At 67.0% G+C, this 17,401-nt stretch carries 13 protein-coding genes, 4 tRNA genes and 1 pseudogene; 4 read left to right on the top strand and 14 right to left on the bottom strand.

Annotation, left to right across the window (positions count from 1 at the left end):
- From C0R07_RS17835 to C0R07_RS17810, 6 genes are all read right to left on the bottom strand, one after another.
- Positions 1-195: GTP-binding protein (locus C0R07_RS17835; RefSeq protein WP_254427889.1), on the bottom strand; the 195-nt coding region annotated here is incomplete at its 3' end.
- 41 nt (positions 196-236) lie between these two features.
- A tRNA-Thr gene (locus C0R07_RS17830) sits at positions 237-312 on the bottom strand.
- Between the two features lie 47 nt (positions 313-359).
- Positions 360-433 (bottom strand) — tRNA-Gly (locus C0R07_RS17825).
- 28 nt (positions 434-461) lie between these two features.
- Positions 462-547, bottom strand: a tRNA-Tyr gene (locus C0R07_RS17820).
- Positions 548-685: 138 nt separating this feature from the next.
- Positions 686-1,696 (bottom strand): isoaspartyl peptidase/L-asparaginase family protein, encoded by a 1,011-nt coding sequence (locus tag C0R07_RS17815; RefSeq protein ID WP_102789574.1) that lies wholly within the window; start codon positions 1,694-1,696, stop codon positions 686-688.
- Between the two features lie 109 nt (positions 1,697-1,805).
- Positions 1,806-2,822 (bottom strand): cyanophycinase, encoded by a 1,017-nt coding sequence (locus C0R07_RS17810; RefSeq protein ID WP_102789573.1) that lies wholly within the window; start codon positions 2,820-2,822, stop codon positions 1,806-1,808.
- Between the two features lie 168 nt (positions 2,823-2,990).
- Here C0R07_RS17810 and C0R07_RS17805 point away from each other — a divergent pair.
- Positions 2,991-5,737, top strand: a pseudogene (locus C0R07_RS17805) (TonB-dependent receptor plug domain-containing protein).
- A 551-nt stretch (positions 5,738-6,288) separates the two neighbouring features.
- On the opposite strand, the gene ychF reads toward C0R07_RS17805, so the two are convergent.
- From ychF to C0R07_RS17765, 8 genes are all read right to left on the bottom strand, one after another.
- Positions 6,289-7,380, bottom strand: coding sequence for a redox-regulated ATPase YchF (gene ychF, locus C0R07_RS17800; RefSeq protein ID WP_088434937.1), 1,092 nt, complete (start codon positions 7,378-7,380; stop codon positions 6,289-6,291).
- Positions 7,381-7,433: 53 nt separating this feature from the next.
- Positions 7,434-8,012: an aminoacyl-tRNA hydrolase gene (gene pth, locus C0R07_RS17795; RefSeq protein WP_102789572.1), complete on the bottom strand. Its 579-nt coding sequence runs from the start codon at positions 8,010-8,012 to the stop codon at positions 7,434-7,436.
- Between the two features lie 80 nt (positions 8,013-8,092).
- Positions 8,093-8,707: a 50S ribosomal protein L25/general stress protein Ctc gene (locus tag C0R07_RS17790; protein WP_102789571.1), complete on the bottom strand. Its 615-nt coding sequence runs from the start codon at positions 8,705-8,707 to the stop codon at positions 8,093-8,095.
- Positions 8,708-8,819: 112 nt separating this feature from the next.
- Positions 8,820-9,779, bottom strand: a complete 960-nt coding sequence (locus tag C0R07_RS17785; protein ID WP_102789580.1) for a ribose-phosphate diphosphokinase — start codon at positions 9,777-9,779, stop codon at positions 8,820-8,822.
- A 136-nt stretch (positions 9,780-9,915) separates the two neighbouring features.
- Positions 9,916-9,992 (bottom strand) — tRNA-Gln (locus C0R07_RS17780).
- A 9-nt stretch (positions 9,993-10,001) separates the two neighbouring features.
- Positions 10,002-10,871, bottom strand: coding sequence for a 4-(cytidine 5'-diphospho)-2-C-methyl-D-erythritol kinase (gene ispE / locus C0R07_RS17775; protein WP_102789570.1), 870 nt, complete (start codon positions 10,869-10,871; stop codon positions 10,002-10,004).
- Positions 10,868-11,527 carry a lipoprotein insertase outer membrane protein LolB gene (lolB, locus tag C0R07_RS17770; protein ID WP_070471503.1) on the bottom strand — a complete coding sequence of 220 codons (660 nt, stop codon included), beginning with the start codon at positions 11,525-11,527 and terminating at the stop codon, positions 10,868-10,870. Before lolB ends, ispE begins: the two co-directional genes overlap by 4 nt.
- Positions 11,524-13,212: a tetratricopeptide repeat protein gene (locus tag C0R07_RS17765; RefSeq protein WP_174704368.1), complete on the bottom strand. Its 1,689-nt coding sequence runs from the start codon at positions 13,210-13,212 to the stop codon at positions 11,524-11,526. Before C0R07_RS17765 ends, lolB begins: the two co-directional genes overlap by 4 nt.
- Positions 13,213-13,277: 65 nt before the next feature.
- On the opposite strand from C0R07_RS17765, the gene hemA reads away from it, so the two are divergent.
- From hemA to C0R07_RS17750, 3 genes are read left to right on the top strand one after another with little or no spacing between them, the layout of a single operon-like run.
- Positions 13,278-14,576, top strand: a complete 1,299-nt coding sequence (gene hemA / locus C0R07_RS17760) for a glutamyl-tRNA reductase (RefSeq protein WP_019186102.1) — start codon at positions 13,278-13,280, stop codon at positions 14,574-14,576.
- Complete coding sequence (prfA, locus tag C0R07_RS17755) at positions 14,554-15,639, top strand: peptide chain release factor 1 (RefSeq protein WP_019186101.1); 1,086 nt, start codon at positions 14,554-14,556, stop codon at positions 15,637-15,639. Before hemA ends, prfA begins: the two co-directional genes overlap by 23 nt.
- 25 nt (positions 15,640-15,664) lie before the next feature.
- Positions 15,665-17,374, top strand: coding sequence for a tetratricopeptide repeat protein (locus C0R07_RS17750; RefSeq protein WP_102789569.1), 1,710 nt, complete (start codon positions 15,665-15,667; stop codon positions 17,372-17,374).
- The last annotated feature ends 27 nt before the right edge of the window (positions 17,375-17,401 follow it).

Below are 17,401 nucleotides of genomic sequence, written 5' to 3'. Positions count from 1 at the left end.
GGTCGAGATCGTGATGCCACGTGCCTTTTCTTCCGGCGCGGCGTCGATCGCGGAGTAGTCCTTGAACTCACCGCCAAAGCGCTCGGCACCGATCTTGGTCAGTGCGGCGGTCAGCGTGGTCTTGCCGTGGTCAACGTGACCGATGGTGCCGACATTGACGTGCGGCTTGGTGCGCTCGAACTTACCCTTGGCCATGGCTGCTTATCTCGAAATCGTCTGAATTGGTAGCACTTAGATGGTGCTCACGAAAGGAATCGAACCTTCGACCTCCTCCTTACCAAGGAGGTGCTCTACCGACTGAGCTACGTGAGCGAGTTTTGTATTATGGCACGAATTTGAATATATTCAAATTCATTCAATGGAGCGGGAGACGGGGATCGAACCCGCACCATCAGCTTGGAAGGCTGAGGTTCTACCATTGAACTACTCCCGCATCGGAAGCTCTTGCCACAACATGAAACTGGTGGAGGGAGGTGGATTCGAACCACCGAAGGCGTAAGCCAGCAGATTTACAGTCTGCCCCCGTTGGCCGCTTGGGTATCCCTCCTTACCACCCTGTCCCGTGGCGCCGAAGCGTTTTCGGTGTGGGGTGGAAGAGCCGTGAATTTTGGGGATAAACGGGGGTTCTGTCAACAACCTTTTTGAATTTTTTCACACGAATTTCGAATTGCCTTGCCGGGACAGGCTATTGGCCCGGCAGCGGCAGGGTTTCGCTGGCGAAGATCGCCACATGCGGCACGCCATCGGCGCCGATCCAGCCGCGATACATGCCCTGCGTGTTGAACGGTGTCGCCACGCGGCCGTCGGCCGCGAGCACGATCGCACCGCCATCGCCCCCGAGCGCGGGAATGCGCTCGTTGATCACCGCGCGTCCCGCCTCCTCCGGGCCCTGCTTGAGGTAGCGCATGCGCGCGCAGATATCGTGCGCGGCCGCGGTGCGGATGTAGTACTCGCCCCAGCCCGTGCCCGATACCGCACAACCGGCATCGGCATAGGTGCCGGCACCGATGATCGGCGAATCGCCGACACGTCCGTAGCGCTTGTTCGTCATGCCACCGGTGGAGGTTCCTGCAGCGAGCCTGCCGTCCTTGTCGAGTGCGACCGCACCCACCGTGCCGAAGTGGCGCGCCGTTTCCAGATCCGCATGGGCCTGGCCGCTGGCTTCTTCCTTGAGGGCCTTCTGCAGCTGCTGCCAGCGCTTGTCGGTGCGGAAGTACGACGGGTTCACCAGGGTGATGCCCTGGTCCGTGGCGAAGGCTTCGGCGCCCTGCCCGACCATCATCACGTGCGGGGAATGCTGCATCACGGCCTCGGCCAGCAGGATCGGGTTGCGCACGCGCTGCACGCCGGCCACCGCGCCGGCCTTGAGGGTGGCGCCATCCATCAGCGAGGCATCCAGTTCGTTGCGGCCATCGTGGGTGAACACCGCGCCCCTGCCTGCATTGAAGGTGGGATCGTCCTCGAGCACGGTGATCGCCGCGGTCACGGCCTCCAGCGCCGGCTTCCCGGCTCCCAGGGCGGCATGCCCCTTCACCAGGGCCTGCTGCAGGGCCGCGCGCGCCGCCTTTTCCTCGGCCGGCGAGAGATCCCTGCGCTCCACGCCGGCGCCGCCATGGATGACCAGCACCGGTTCGGCCGCATGGACAAGCGGGCTCAGCAGACACAGGGACAGCAGCAATGCGCGTGGACGGGACATGGGCAACGCACTCGGATCGGAGGTGCCCGCATCATGGCATGCGCCACGGATCACCCGCGCGCGTGACCCGCACGCCACAGCGCCCGCACAGCCCCTGGCGTGCGTGGGTCTACGGGTGCAACTGCAGGCGGCCTTCCCGGATATCGGCCGTCATCCGGAAGGCCGCATCGTCCACGCGGAAGCCATCCAGATGCAGGCGGCTGCCCTCCCCCACCCCGGTCACCGGAATGGCGCGGAACTCCAGCGGGCTGCCGCCGCGCAGGCGATCGGCGGCGCGCTGCGGCATCACCAGCCAAGCGTAGCCGCCGTCCCGACTGAACACCTGGCCGGTGCCGTCCGCCTCCACGCACAGCGCGGTGTCCTCGTCCACGCCCAGGCCGACCATGTCCTGCTGCCTGCTGCGCTGTGCCGCCCGGGCCACGAACACGATCAGGCGCCCGAGCCGGTCGCGCTTGCCGAAATGGGTATCGGTGACCACGTTGGCCAGGTACGGCATGGCCAGGAAATCACTGTCCAGGGTCACCGCGCTGCCCATGGGGTCGCGCAGGGCACGACGGGAGGTGACGCTGCCACCATCCAGCGCGCCATAGCTGTAGCCGCCCAGTATGGCGAGCCCGGCGCTGGTGCCGGCGATCGGCCGGCCAGCACGAACATGTGCGTTGAGTGCCTCGTTCACCGCCGTGCCTTTCCAGAAACGGATATAGCGCGACTGGTCGCCGCCGGCGATGAAGATCGCATCGGCGGCGGCGATCACGCCCAGCACCGCGGGGTCATCGGCTGCACGCCGGCTGTTGAACACCAGGGTCTGGACCGAGACCGCCCCGCCGACGTCCCGGTACAGGCGGTTCTGCAACTCATCGGCGCCGGAAGCGCGCAGGATCACCACCCGGCCATGGCCGGCGCGCCCCAGCCACCATTGGAAGGCAGCGGGCACCCACTCGCCGCCGCCCATCAGCATCATCGCCGGCTCGGTGCGCGCTGCCCGGGGCGCGCCCACCGCACCTATCTCGTAATAGCGATAGCCCGGGTCCTGCAGGCTGCGCATCCCTTGCGCGTGGCCGGGCATCGAGAGCGCTGCCAGCAGTAGCGACAGGAAGGCGTGGAGCGGCCGGAAACCCTTGTGCACGTTGACCTCCCTGAATGAAACGAGGGTGTAAGCGCTTCCACTCTTTGCCAGAGAAACTGGCAGTGGTCAACCCCGTAAAAAAGGCGTTAAATGCGCGCCGTCCATTCGCGAAATGTGAATGGGGGACAGGCCTCCCTCGAGGCCGACACTTTCTTCTCGAGAATTCTCATGCGTAAACAGGCGATGGCGTGGTCGATCCAGCTGGCGTTGATGGGTGTGGCCGCGACCGCGGGTGCCAGACGCCCGCCCCCGGGGTGCAGCAACTGGATACGGTGCAGGTCACCGGCTCGCGCATTCCACGCGCGCAGGTAGAAGGGCCGGCGCCCGTGACCGTCATCACCGCCGAGCAGATCCAGGCCAGCGGCTTCACCAGCGTGCCCGACGTGCTGCGGTCGATGACCCAGAACGGCGGTGAGACCCAGAGCCAGCAGTCCTCCAGCGGCGCTGATTTCTCGCCCGGTGCGCAGCAGGTCGACCTGCGCGGCCTCGGCCCCAACCACACGCTGGTGCTGGTCAACGGCCGCCGCATCGCCGATTTCCCGATGCCGTTCCAGGGCCGCAGCAACTTCACCGATGTCTCCAACATTCCGATCGGGATGATCGAGCGCATCGAAGTGCTGACCGGCAGCGCCTCGGCGATCTACGGCTCGGACGCGATCGCCGGCGTGGTCAACTTCATCCTGAAGAAGCAGGTGGATGGCACCACGATCGACATGCGCATGGGCACCACCAGCGAAGGCGGCGGTGAGTCTTTCGACATGAGCATCGCCAGCGGTTTCGATGCCGGCCGTTTCAGCGCGGTCTACAGCCTGGAACTGCAGTCGCAGACGCCGTTATGGGCATATGAACGCAGCCAGCAGGATTCCACCCTGGACGCGCCGACCGAGAGCGCCCGCGCCGCGCGTCGCGCCTACCTGCGCACCGACTACAACGACGACTACCTCGATCCGGGCCAGGCCACCTGCGATGCGCTGGCCGGCCAGAACAACGGCAGCACCCAGTACGCCGAACGGGCGCGCTATGGCTTCTATTGCGGCAGCGACCGCTCGATCGGCTACGGCACGATCCTGAGCAAGCGCCGCGGTGCCAACGGCTATGCCTCGCTGCGCTACGCCTTCGACAATGGCGCGGAATGGTTTGCTGACGTGCAGATGGGCTACCACGACCTGGCGCTGATGCGCGACGTCACCCAGTGGGGCCGCATGGCCGCCGACGGCAACGAGGACGGCTACTTCTACAACCAGGCCACCGACCAGGTGGAGTTCTGGCAGCGCCAGTTCTCGCCCGAGGAAATGGGCGGGCTGAACAACGGCATGGTACGCAGCACGCAGAAGACCTTCAGCGTGACCACCGGCTTCAAGGGCGCCCTCGGTGCAGACTGGGAATACGAGGCCTCGCTGAGCCATTCACAGTACCAGTCCAGCATCCGCTGGCCGCAGATCATCGCCGCCAAGGCCAACGCCCTGTTCCTGGGCGAGCAGCTGGGCGAGTACACCGATGACGACGACAACGTGTTCCCGGTGTTCAACGCCGACCCGGCGCGCCTGTACCGGCCACTGAGCCGCGGCGAGTACGACGCGATCGCCGCGCGTACTACCTATACCCCGAAGTCGCGTACCGATACCGCCGCGCTGACCCTGACCAACGGCGAGCTGTTCGAGCTGCCAGGCGGCAAGGCCGGCTTCGCGGCGACGGCCGAGTTCGGCAACCAGTCCTACGCGCTCAATCCCGACCCGCTGGCGACGCAGTACTACTACTACAGCTGGAAGGATTCGGACGGTCACGGCAGCCGCAACCGCTGGGCGACCGCGGCCGAGCTGCGCCTGCCGTTGCATGACACATTCAACGTGAGCGTGGCCGGTCGTTTCGACCAGTACCGCTATTCCGGCAACACCATCGGCAAGGCGACCTGGAGCGGCGGCCTGGAGTGGCGCCCGATCGACACGCTGCTGGTGCGCGGCTCCTACGGCACCGCGTTCCGCGCGCCGGACCTGCACTACGTGTATGCCGGCCCGGGCAACGATGAAACCAGTGCCAACGACTACTACACCTGCGCGGTGGACGGCGGCGATGACTGCTCGGATTACGAAGAGAACCTGATCCGCACGCGCGAGGGCAACCGCAAGCTGGATCCGGAAACCAGCACCTCGTGGAGCGCTGGCTTCGTGTGGTCGCCGGCGGTGGGGCTGGACCTGTCGGTGGACTGGTTCGACATCGACATGCGCGACCAGGTGCAGGACATGGACGTGAGCACGATCCTGCGCGATGAGGCGGCGTGCCGCCTGGGCGGCGCCGATGCGGCCTCGCCGACCTGCGTGGATGCGATCAGCCGGGTCACCCGCACCAGCGATGGCCGCCTCTACGGCGTGCATGTGAGCCCGATCAACATCGCGCGCGAAACCACGCGCGGCATCGATGTGGGCCTGCGCTACCGCCTGGGCACCGGGATCGGCGACTTCATCTTCAGCGGCAACCACACCTGGGTGAAGACGCACGATTTCCAGCAGTTCGCGGGCGATGTGGTCGAAGACCAATTCGCGGTCAACAGCGGTTTCGATATCCCGCGCACCAAGACCAGTGCGAGCGTGACCTGGGAGAACGCGGCGTGGTCGGCCACGCTGTACGGCTCGCGCCTGGGCAGGCTGCCGACTTACGACAGCTACGACCAGAGCTTCGATCCGGACAGCGGCGACAGCCCGTGGATCGGCGCCACGTACCGTTACAACGTGTCGCTGCAGTACCGCTTCGATGATCATTCGCGCCTGTCGCTGTCGGTGGTCAACATCGCCAACAAGCTGCCGCCGAAGGATGTGACGTACACGCCGTATCCGTACTACGACGTCTCCTGGTTCGACACCGTGGGCCGGACGATCAACCTGCAGTACACCCACAAGTTTGGCGGTACGGCGTTGTAAGCGCCGTTTCACTGCCGATAGGGGATCAAGGACGGAGGCATTGCCTCCGTCTTTTTTTTGCGCGTTGCCCGCGATGCGGCGCGGCCACCGTGTTTTCCACACGCCACGTGGAAAGCCATGGGGGTTTGGTGTGGACAAGTGCATGCAAGCCATGCGGCACAATGCTTTCAGGGCGTGGCTATTTTTTGTCCAGCCGCGGATCGCGGTTTTCCACACACACCGTGGAAAGCGATGGGGGTTTGCTGTGGACAACCCCGGGTGAGCGATGCACTGCAACGGTTTTCAGTGGTGGTCAGAAATTGTCCACGTCGCTGGCGGGCGGGTCAGATGGGTTGCCGGCCAGCGGCCGGCACTACCGCGCGCGGGTTTTCCACATGGTGCGTGGAGAGGCGTGGGGGTTTGTTGTGGACAAGTGAGGCGGAGGCATACCAGGCAAGGGTTTCGGTGCCTGGTCATTTTTTATCCAGTCCATGTCGGGTGTGGAATGCGCTCCCAAAAACGCAAACGCCCCGCTCAGGGCGGGGCGTTGCGGGCATCAACGTGCGAGGAACTCAGACGTTGAAGCGGAAGTGCAGGATGTCGCCTTCCTGGACGCGGTATTCCTTGCCTTCCAGGCGCAGACGACCCGCTTCCTTGGCACCGGCCTCGCCCTTGTACTTGATGAAGTCGTCATACGCGATGGTTTCGGCGCGGATGAAGCCCTTCTCGAAGTCGGTATGGATCACGGCGGCGGCCTGCGGAGCGGTGGCGCCCTTGCGCACGGTCCATGCGCGGACTTCCTTCACGCCTGCGGTGAAGTAGGTCTGCAGACCCAGCAGCTGGTACGCGGCGTAGATCACGCGGTTCAAGCCCGGCTCGGACAGGCCCAGGTCGGCCAGGAAGGTGTCGCGGTCTTCGTCGTCGAGCTGGGACAGCTCTTCTTCGATCGCGGCCGACACCGGCACCACCTGCGCGCCTTCCTCGGCGGCACGGGCGCGCACGGCATCCAGATGCGGGTTGTTCTCGAAGCCGTCTTCCAGCACGTTGGCGATGTACATCACCGGCTTGAGGGTGAGCAGGAACAGGTCACGGACCAGCGCCTTCTCTTCCTCGTCCAGGCCAGCGGTACGACCGGCCTTGCCGTCGGCCAGCGCAGCCTGCAGCTTGGCCAGCACCGGCTTGCGGGCCGCGGCTTCCTTGTCGCCCCCCTTGGCAGCGCGCTCGGCGCGGTTCAGCGCCTTCTCGACGCTGTCCAGATCGGCCAGGGCCAGTTCGGTATCGATGGTGTCGATATCCGAGAGCGGGTCGACCTTGTTGTTGACGTGGATGACGTCGGCATTCTCGAAGCAGCGCACCACGTGGGTGATCGCATCCACTTCACGGATGTGGGCCAGGAACTTGTTGCCCAGGCCTTCACCGCTGGCCGCGCCGGCGACGAGGCCGGCGATGTCCACGAACTCCACTGCGGTCGGGATGACCTTCTGCGGGTTGATGATCGCGGCCAGCTCGTTCAGACGGGGATCGGGCACCGGCACGATGCCGACGTTCGGTTCGATCGTGCAGAACGGGAAGTTGGCCGCCGCGATGCCCGCCTTGGTCAGCGCATTGAACAGGGTCGATTTGCCGACATTGGGCAGACCGACGATGCCGCATTTGATACCCATCTTTGACAACCTCTGGGGGTGGTAGGTACCGACCGTTGGTCGGTACACCGTGGTTATTTCGGGGTGTGGAGGCGCTTCATCGCCTCACTGTAATCGCCAGATACCGCCAGCGGCAGCACGTCGATCGCATCTTCGATGGCATGACCAATCAGCACATCATCGTCTTTGCTGGCGCGCCCCAGCACCCACGGGACCACGCGGTCCTTGTGGCCGGGATGGCCGATGCCGATGCGCAGGCGGTGGAATCTGCCATGGCCGAGCAGGCGGATGGTGTCGCGCAGGCCATTCTGGCCGCCGTGGCCACCGTCGAACTTGAGCCGTGCCACGCCGGGCGGCAGGTCCAGCTCGTCGTGCGCCAGCAGCGTTTCTTCCGGTTCGATCTTCCAGAAGCGCTGCGCCGCGGTGACCGATTTGCCACTGAGGTTCATGAAGGTGGCGGGCTTGAGCAGCCATACCGGCTGGCCGGCGATATCGACCTTGGCGGTCTCGCCGAACAACTTGCTGTCCACGCTCCAGCGCGCGCCGGCCTGTTCGACCAGGGCGTCAATGAAACGAAACCCGGCATTGTGCCGGGTCTGGGCGTGCTCGGGTCCGGGGTTGCCCAGACCAACGATCAATCGCAATCCTGTCATCACTCTTCTTCGTCGGTACCCGCCCTGTGCCGGTACATACAGAAACGGCGCCTGCCCCGAAGGACAGGCGCCGCAATCACTTACTCTGCAGCCGGCGCTTCGTCGGCAGCTTCTTCCTTGCCGAGCTTGGCGGTGACGATCGCGTCGTCATGGTCCTTGCCCTGGGCCAGGGCCGGGATCTCGACGCCCTTCGGCAGCTTGATGTCCGACAGGTAGATCACGTCACCAGCCTTCAGGTCGGCCAGGTCGACGTCGATCGATTCCGGCAGGTCCTTCGGCAGGCAGGTGATGCTCACTTCCTTCAGTTCGTGGGTGACCACGACGTCGGCAGCCTTGCCGGCCGGCGAGGTGTCTTCATTGATGAAGTGCAGCGGGACGTTGGCGGTCAGCGCTTCGTTCTCGTTCACGCGCAGGAAATCCAGATGCAGGATCAGCTGCTTGAACGGGTGGCGCTGCATGTCACGCAGCAGCACCTTGGTGACCTTGCCGTCCAGGTTCAGGTCCAGGATGGACGAGTAGAACCACTCGTTCTGCTGGGCCAGCCAGATTTCGTTGTGGTTGAGCTGGATGACGCTCGGCTCGACGTCGCCGCCGTAGATGATCGCCGGGATCTGGCCAGCGCCACGCAGGCGGCGGCTCGCACCCTTGCCTTGCAGTTCGCGCTGGACGACCTTGATTTCATGATTCTTGGCCATGCTGGTTTACTACCTTCGTTGTTTGCCACGCCGTGATGGCGAAGCGATGAGGGGACATCCGCGACCAGATGCCCCCGGGAAACCACCCACCGTTGCCGGCGGGCGGAAAAAATCAATCCACGTACAGCGAGCTGACCGACTCGCCGAAGGCGATGCGGCGCATCGTCTCGGCCAGCATTTCCGCCACGCTGAGCTGGCGGATCTTGCTGCACACCTGCGCCTCTTCACGCAGCGGGATGGTGTCGGTCACCACCAGCTCATCGAGCTGGGAGTTGTTGATGTTGTCCACCGCCGGGCCCGAGAGCACGGCGTGGGTGCAGTACGCGGCGACCTTGAGGGCGCCACGCGCCTTCAGGGCTGCAGCGGCCGCACACAGGGTGCCGGCGGTATCGACGATGTCATCGACCATCACGCAGGTCTTGCCTTCGACGTCACCGATGATGTTCATCACGGTGGAGACGTTGGCGCGCGGCCGGCGCTTATCGATGATCGCCAGATCGGCATCATCCAGGCGCTTGGCGACGGCGCGCGCGCGCACCACACCACCCACGTCCGGGGACACCACGATCAGGTTCTCCGTGCCGTAGGCGCGCCAGATATCGGCGAGCAGCAGCGGCGAGGCGTACACATTGTCCACCGGCATGTCGAAGAAGCCCTGGATCTGGTCGGCATGCAGATCCACCGTCAGTACCCGGTCAGCCCCGACAGCGCTGAACATCTTTGCCGCCACCTTGGCGGTGATCGGCACGCGCGAGGAACGCATGCGGCGATCCTGGCGCGAGTAGCCGAAATACGGCACCACGGCGGTGACACTGTTGACCGAGGCGCGCTTGAGCGCATCGATCAGGACCAGCAGTTCCATCAGGTTCTCTGCGCTGGGCGCGCAGGTCGGCTGGATCACGAACACGTCCTGCTTGCGGACGTTTTCCTCGATCTCGACCTGCACTTCACCATCGGAGAAGCGCGACACCAACGCCTTGCCAGGCCGCACCCCCAGTTCCTTGCAGATGCTCTGCGCAAGGCGCTTGTTGGCGTTGCCGGAAAATACCAGCAGGTTGGGGTGTTCTTGCATCATGACGGTCTCGGGCGGGAGCGATTGGCGGAGAACTGGGCCGCTGGCACCCGGAGGTGTCTGCGGTGACAACACCGCGGCGTATGCACCGCGCCCGCGCAGACATGCGCATGGAGTCGCGGCAGATATCCGCTAGTGGCAGGGGCGGGAGGATTCGAACCTCCGAATGCCAGGATCAAAACCTGGTGCCTTGGGCCTCTTGGCGACGCCCCTGCATCAAAATCAGTAACGCTCGAGTACATCAAGCAGTGGCGAGCGCTCCATGCCCGCAGCCACCCATGCCTGCAGTTCCTTCGGCAATTGCGCCAGGCCCTGCTCTGCAGCAGCGCGCGTGGCGAATTCGACGAAACAACCGCTTCCCGACCCGGTGAGTCGTGCCCGGCCGATACTGCTCAACGCTGCGAGCGCTGCCTCTACGGCAGGTTCGCGGCGGCGCAGGACCGGCTCGAACGCATTCCCGAGCAAAGACCCGGAAGCGAAGTCCGCTATTTTCGCCACTGGGGCATCCCGCGTCAAATCCGGTGATGCGAAAAGTGCAGGCGTCGGCACGTGAACGCCCGGGTGGACCAGCACGAACCAGGCCGGCGGCAGTGCGATCGGGGTGAGCAGTTCGCCCACGCCTTCGGCCCAGGCGTTGTGCCCGCGCACGAAGACCGGCACGTCCGCGCCCAGCTGCAGCCCCAGCGTGGCCAGCGCATCCACGTCCAGGCCGGCGTTCCAGAGACGGTTCAAGGCGACCAGGACGGTGGCGGCATCGGACGACCCTCCCCCGAAACCACCGCCGGCAGGCACATGCTTTTCGATGCCGATATCTGCACCTTGGGCGACGTTCGCGACACGCTGTAACAACAGCGCCGCGCGCACGGCGAGATCATCGGCTTCGGCCACCCCCGCCACCGAGGTGCCTTCGCGGCGGATCCTGCCGTCTTCGCGGACCCGCAGCCGGATCCGGTCACCCCAGTCGAGCAGACGGAACACGGTCTGCAGCGCGTGGTAACCGTCCGGGCGGCGGCCGGTGATGTGCAGGAACAGGTTCAGCTTGGCCGGGGCTGGCCAGTTCGACCAACCCTCGCGCGCATCCAACGTACTCATGGGCTGGCCAGCACCCAGCTGTCGACCACCAGACGGACCTTGGCGTCGCCATTGACCGCTTCGATGCGCCGCGGCAGCACCGGACGACCCGCTTCGGCCGGGTACCAGTCCAGATACTGGATCTCCCACCCGAGCTGCCGCACACGGCGCGGACGACCTTCGCCGTCGCGCTCGATAAGCCCCGCCGGCGCGGCGTCGGCCACCAGGCCGCGTACCCACTCGGGCAGCTGGTTGACCGGGATATCCCAGCCGGTGGCCTCCAGCAGAACCTGCTGGGCGTCTTCGCCTTCGCGCGTGCCGCCCTCCAGGCCTTCCAACCGCCCGCCCTGGTGCTGGCTGTCGCCGGTCAGCTTCCAGCTCTGCCGGGTGACCGGGGCACTGAGTTCGACCACGTACTCCTGGGCCTGCTGCTGCCAGTCGATGCGGCCGTTGCCACCGTTCTTGCCCTTGCTGATCGCCACCCGGCCCTGGAACGACCAGGCCGGCGAGGCGCGCACGGCGGCGACGCGCTCGGCCTCGGCCTGCTGCGCAGCGGGCGAAACAGCGGTGACCACGGTCGGGGCGGAGGGCGCCTTGCGCTCATCCAGGGATACACAGGCGGAGAGCGACAACGCCACGGCCGCGGCAAACGCGGCCTTCAGGGAGAGCAGATTCATACGCCGTATTTCTCGATCACGCGCTGCAGGGCGCGGTTGTCCGGGTCCAGCTTGCGCGCCTCTTCAAAGAAATGGCGCGCCTCGTCCTTCTTGTTCAACACCCACAGCACCTCGCCCACATGCGCGGCGATCTCCGCATCCTTGGCCAGCGTCCAGGCGCGGCGCAGCTGCACCAGTGCTTCTTCGTTGCGGCCCAGGCGATACAGCACCCAGCCGTAACTGTCGACGATGGCGGCGTTGTCCGGCTCGGCCACGCGCGCACGGTCGATCAGTTCCAAGGCTTCCTGATAACGCTGCGTGCGGTCGGCCAAGGTATAGCCGAGCGCGTTGAGCGCGGCGATGTTTTCCGGGTCGGTGACCAGCACCTTGCGCAGGTCGGCCTCGGCGCGCGGGATGTCGTCGCGACGCTCCCAGGCCAGGGCGCGGGCATACAACAGCGCGTTCTCATCCGGATACGCCGCCAGGCCACGGGCCAGCGCGTCCAGTTCACCGGCATCGTCGTTGCCGCGCTGGCGCAGCTCGGCCTCGAGCAGATAGGCATCGCGGCGGGCATCGTCATCGACGGTGGCATCGGACTGGATGGCGTGCACTTCGGCCAGCGCCTTGTCGGTGCGGCCCAGCTCGTTCTGCGCATTGGCCGCCCGCAGCCGCGACTCATCGCGCTCCGGGCCACCGGGCACGCTGTGGTACCAGTTGACCGCTTCCTCGTAGCGCTTGAGGTACTCGGCGATCTTGCCCAGCAGCAGGCGCTGGGCCGGGTCCGGCTTGGTCGCCTGCCGGGAGATGTCGGTATACAGGGCCAGCAGGCCCGGGTCGTCCTTCTGCTTGGCCAGCAGCGACGCACGCATGCCGTAGGTCTGCACATCCTGCGGACCGACCGCCAGCACGCGCTCGGCGGCGGCGGGCTGGCCCATCAGGTCGTAGGAGATCGCGACCGCATTGCGCAGCTCCGGGTCCTGGGTGGTCCTGGGCTCCACGCCCTTCAGCAGGGCCAGGGCCTCATCGGTCTTGCCGGCCTGGTTGAGCTGGCTGGCATGCAGCAGGGCCACGCGTGGTTCATCGGGGAAGCGCTTGACCACCTCGTCGACCATGCGCCGGGCCAGCTCGGGCTGCTCCATGCGCATCGCCAGCCGGCCGAACTCCTGCCAGACCTCCAGGCGGTCGGGGATCGCGTTGGCATCGACCAGCTCGCCCAGCACCTGGGCCGGCACCTTGGGATCGCTGCCGCCGCTGATCAGGGCGCCGATCGCGAACTTCCAGGCGGTGGGGTCCGGGTCCTTGAGCAGCGCTTGCAGTTCGGTGCGGGCGGCCTTCACCTTGTTCTGGCGCATGTCCAGCGCGGCGGTGCTGCTGCGCATGGCCAGTGAGCGCGGCGCACGCTGCTCCCACAGGGCCAGCGCGCGGGCGGCGCGCTTGTCATCGTTGGCCAGCATGGCGATCCGGGAGGCGCGCTCGGCCAGGCCGGCATCGCCTTCACTGGCCTCGGCCGCCTCCAGGTACCAGCGCGCGGCGTCGCCCAGTTTGCCTGCCTGCAGGGCGAATTCGCCCGCCATGACCGGGGCCAGGGGGACCGCCTCGGCCGTGCTGTTCCTGCCTTTGGCCGGGGCTGCCGGGGGGGCGGCCAGGGCGTTGGCGGTGAACAAAGACAGCAGCAGAACGCTGGAGATGCGAATCAATGCGGGCATCGGGGGCATCTGAGCCTTAAAATGACGACTTGAATGGCCAGCAGCTTATCGCAAGCAACTGAACAATGACCCTGTGGGTGCTCGGACTGAATCACCAGACCGCGCCGGTGGAACTGCGCGAACGCGCGTCCTTTGGCGGCGACGCCCTGCCCCAGGCATTGGCGTCGCTGCGCGATACCCCGCAGGTGGCCGAGGCGGTCCTGCTCTCCACCTGCAACCGCACCGAGCTGTATGCGGTGGCCGAGTCCGGTGATGCACTGGCGCAGTGGCTGGAGTCGCACGCCGGCACCTTGCATGGGTATCTCTACCAGCACGCCGACGCCGATGCGGTGCGCCACCTGTTCCGGGTGGCCACCGGGCTGGATTCGATGGTGCTGGGCGAGCCGCAGATCCTGGGCCAGGTGAAGGACGCCTGGGCGCTCGCCCGCGACCACGGCCTGCTCGGCCAGCGCCTGGACCGGTTGTTCCAGCAGACCTTCTCGGTGGCCAAGCGCGCCCGCACCGATACCCGCGTCGGTGCCAACCCGGTCTCGGTGGCCTCCACCGCGGTGCGGCTGGCGCAGAACTCGTTCGCACGGCTGGAAGATTCCACCGTGCTGCTGGTCGGCGCCGGCGAGACCATCGAACTGGCCGCACGCCATCTCAGCGAAGGGCGCGTACGCCGGCTGCTGATCGCCAACCGTACCCTCGCCCATGCGCAGGAGCTGGCCAGCCGGCATGGCGGCGTCGCCCTGCCATTGAGCGAACTGGACCGCCACCTGGGCGAGGCCGACGTGGTGTTCTCGGCCACCGCCGCGCGCGAGCCGGTGATCACCCGTGCGCACGTCGCTGCCGCGTTGAAGACGCGCAAGCACAAGCCGATGCTGCTGTTCGATCTGGCCGTGCCCCGCGATATCGAGGCCGGCGTGGGTGAACTGGCCGATGCCTTCCTGTACACCGTGGACGATCTGGAGCGGGCGGTCGAAGACAACCGCCGCAGCCGCCGGGAAGCCGCGGCCGAGGCCGAAGCGATCATCGAGCTGCAGGTCGCCCGATTCGTGGAAACCCTGCAGGCCAGCGTGCACCAGGCCCCGCTGCGGCAGCTGCGCGCCTACGGCGAAGCGACCCGCGTGGAGATGCTGGAGAAAGCCCGCCAGCAGCTGGCTCATGGCAAATCACCCGAGGAAGTGCTCGAACTGCTCGCGCACGGCCTGACCAACCGCCTGCTGCACCCGCCGACCGCCGCCCTGCGCGCGGCCGCGCTCAGCGGCGATACTGAACTCACCCGCGCCGCCGAGCGCCTGTTCCCGGCCAAGCCGGGTTACCAGCACCCTGCCGTGCGTACCGATGTAGCGAGGAATGATGACGCCGACCCTGCGCCGTAAGCTGGAAGCGCTGGCCGAGCGCCGCGAAGAACTGGAACGCCTGTTGTCCGACCCGGCCGTGGTCGGCGACAACGACCGCTTCCGCACGCTCTCGCGCGAGTTTTCGCAGCTGGAGCCGGTCGCCAACGCGCTGGCCGACGAAGCCCGTGCCAAGGCCGATCTCGCCGCCGCCGAAGCGATGCGCGAAGACCCGGACCTGCGCGAGCTGGCCGACGAGGAAATCACGGCCGCCCAGCAGCGCCTGCAGCAGCTGGACGAGGAACTGGCCCTGCTGCTGGTCCCGCGCGATCCGCGCGACGACGGCAACCTGTTCCTGGAAGTCCGCGCGGGCACCGGCGGTGACGAGGCGGCGATCTTCGCCGGCGATCTGTTCCGCATGTACGCCCGCTACGCCGAGCGCCAGGGCTGGAAGGTCGAGATCGAATCGGACAACCCCGGCGAACATGGCGGCTACAAGGAAGTCGTGGCGCGCGTGGTCGGCCGGGGGGCGTTCTCGCGGCTGAAGTTCGAATCGGGCACGCACCGCGTGCAGCGCGTGCCGGCGACCGAGTCGCAGGGGCGCATCCATACCTCCGCGGCGACCGTGGCGATCATCCCCGAGGCAGACGACGTGGAGGACGTGGTGATCAACCCGGCCGACCTGCGCGTGGACACCTACCGCTCTTCCGGCGCCGGCGGCCAGCACGTCAACAAGACCGAATCGGCGATCCGCATCACCCACCTGCCGACCGGCGTGGTGGTGGAATGCCAGACCGAGCGCAGCCAGCACGCCAACCGCGACAAGGCGATGAAGCGCCTGAAAGCGCAGCTGCTGGACACCGAACGCAGCAAGCAGGCCGCCGCCCAGGCCGAAAGCCGCCGGCTGCAGGTCGGCAGTGGCGACCGCAGCCAGCGCATCCGGACCTACAGCTTCCCGCAGGGCCGGATCACCGACCACCGCGTGGAAGGGCTGACCCTGTACGACCTGCCCAACATCCTGACCGGCGATCTGGATGCGCTGGTCAGCCGCCTGACCCACGAACACCAGGCCGACGAGCTGGCCCGGCTCGCGGAAGGCAGCTGAGCATGCCCGCCGCGGAGCGGCCACGATGAGTGCCGATCCGCAGCGTCTGCAGCTGCGTCAGGCCGTCCAGCGCAAACCGACGGATTTCATTGCGTGGGTGATGCTGGCCGACGCCGAGCTGGAGGCCGGCGACGTGCGCGCCGGCGAACAGGCCGCCACCCGTGCGCTGCAGCTGCGCGGCGACCATCCCGAGGCCCTGGCCCGGCTGGGCCGCGCACGCTGGATGCAAGGCCGCCATGGCGAGGCCGCCACACTGCTGAGGCAGGCGGCGGATCGCGCGCCCCAGCACCCCGGCATCACCCTGTGGCTCGGCCACGCACTGGAAGACGCGGGGCAACCGGAGGCGGCGGCGGATGCGTATCGCCATGCGCACCGTCTGCTGCCGGGCGAGCCCTACATCACTGCGCAGCTGCTCAACTGGCAGCGCCGGCTGTGCGATTGGCGGGATCTGGAGCGATTGTCGTCGCTCGTGCGCCAGGCCGTCGCGCAGGGCCAGGCGGTGGTCGAGCCGTTCGCCTTCCTCAGCGAAGACGGCAGCGCCGCCGAGCAGCTGGCCTGCGCCCGTCAGCGCGCGGCGGCGCTGGCCGAGGGCATCCCGCGGTTGCCGCCGGCCACGGTGCGCCCGCACGGCACGCTGCGGGTCGGCTTCCTCTCCAACGGCTTCGGCGCACATCCCACCGGCCTGTTGACCGTGGCGCTGTTCGAACAGCTGCGCGCGCAGGGCATGCTCGAGCTGCATCTGTTCGCGCTCACCGGGGACGACGGCAGCCCCATCCGCCAGCGCCTGCAGCAGGCGGCAAACACGTTGCACGATGTCAGCGCGCAACCGCATCAGCACATCGCCCGACGCATCCGCGAGGCGGGCATCGATGTGCTGTTCGATCTGCGCGGCTGGGGCGGTGGCGGAACGCCGCAGGTGCTGGCGATGCGGCCGGCGCCCGTGCAGGTCAACTGGCTCGCCTACCCGGGCACCTCCGGCGCGCCGTGGATCGATCATGTGCTGGCCGATGCCTTCGTGCTGCCCGACGCGCTGGTGCCGGCCTTCAGTGAGAACGTGCGGCGCCTGCCGCGCGCGTTCCAGCCCTCGGACAACACCCGTGTGCTGGAACCGGCACCGTCGCGCGAGGACTGCGGCCTGCCGGCGCAGGGCATGGTGCTGTGCTGCTTCAACAACAGCTACAAGCTCAACCCGCGCAGCATGCAGCGGCTGTTGGCGGTGCTGCAGGGCATACCGGGCAGCGTGCTGTGGCTGCTCTCCGGCCCGGGCAATGCCGACGCGCGGCTGCGCAGCGCGGCACGCCAGGCGCAGCTGGATCCGGCGCGGCTGGTGTTCATGCCGCGCCTGCCCCACCCGCAGTACCTGGCGCGTTACCAGCACGCCGACCTGTTCCTGGACACGCACCCGTACAACGCCCACACCACCGCCTCCGATGCGCTGTGGGCCGGCTGCCCGGTGCTGACCAGCCCCGGCGCGACGTTCGCCTCACGCGTGGCCGGCAGCCTCAACCACCACCTGGGCATGCACGCGTTCAACGTGGCCGACGACGCGGCGTTCGTGGCTACCGCCATCCAGCTCGGCAACGACCCGGCTGCAATGCAGGCCGCGCGCGCCACGCTGGCGCAACGCCGCGAGGACAGCGGCCTGTTCGACATGGCCGGTTTCGCGCGCGACCTCACCGAGGTGATCGAAACGCTCGCACGCGAACGCGGCTGGCAGGGCCCACACATCGCCTGAGCATCGGCTGCGCTAGGCTCGGGCTTC

Origin of the sequence: Stenotrophomonas bentonitica, from assembly GCF_002887735.1 — a bacterium.
Classification (GTDB): domain Bacteria; phylum Pseudomonadota; class Gammaproteobacteria; order Xanthomonadales; family Xanthomonadaceae; genus Stenotrophomonas; species Stenotrophomonas bentonitica_A.
This window is presented reverse-complemented; position numbering and strand designations above follow the sequence as displayed.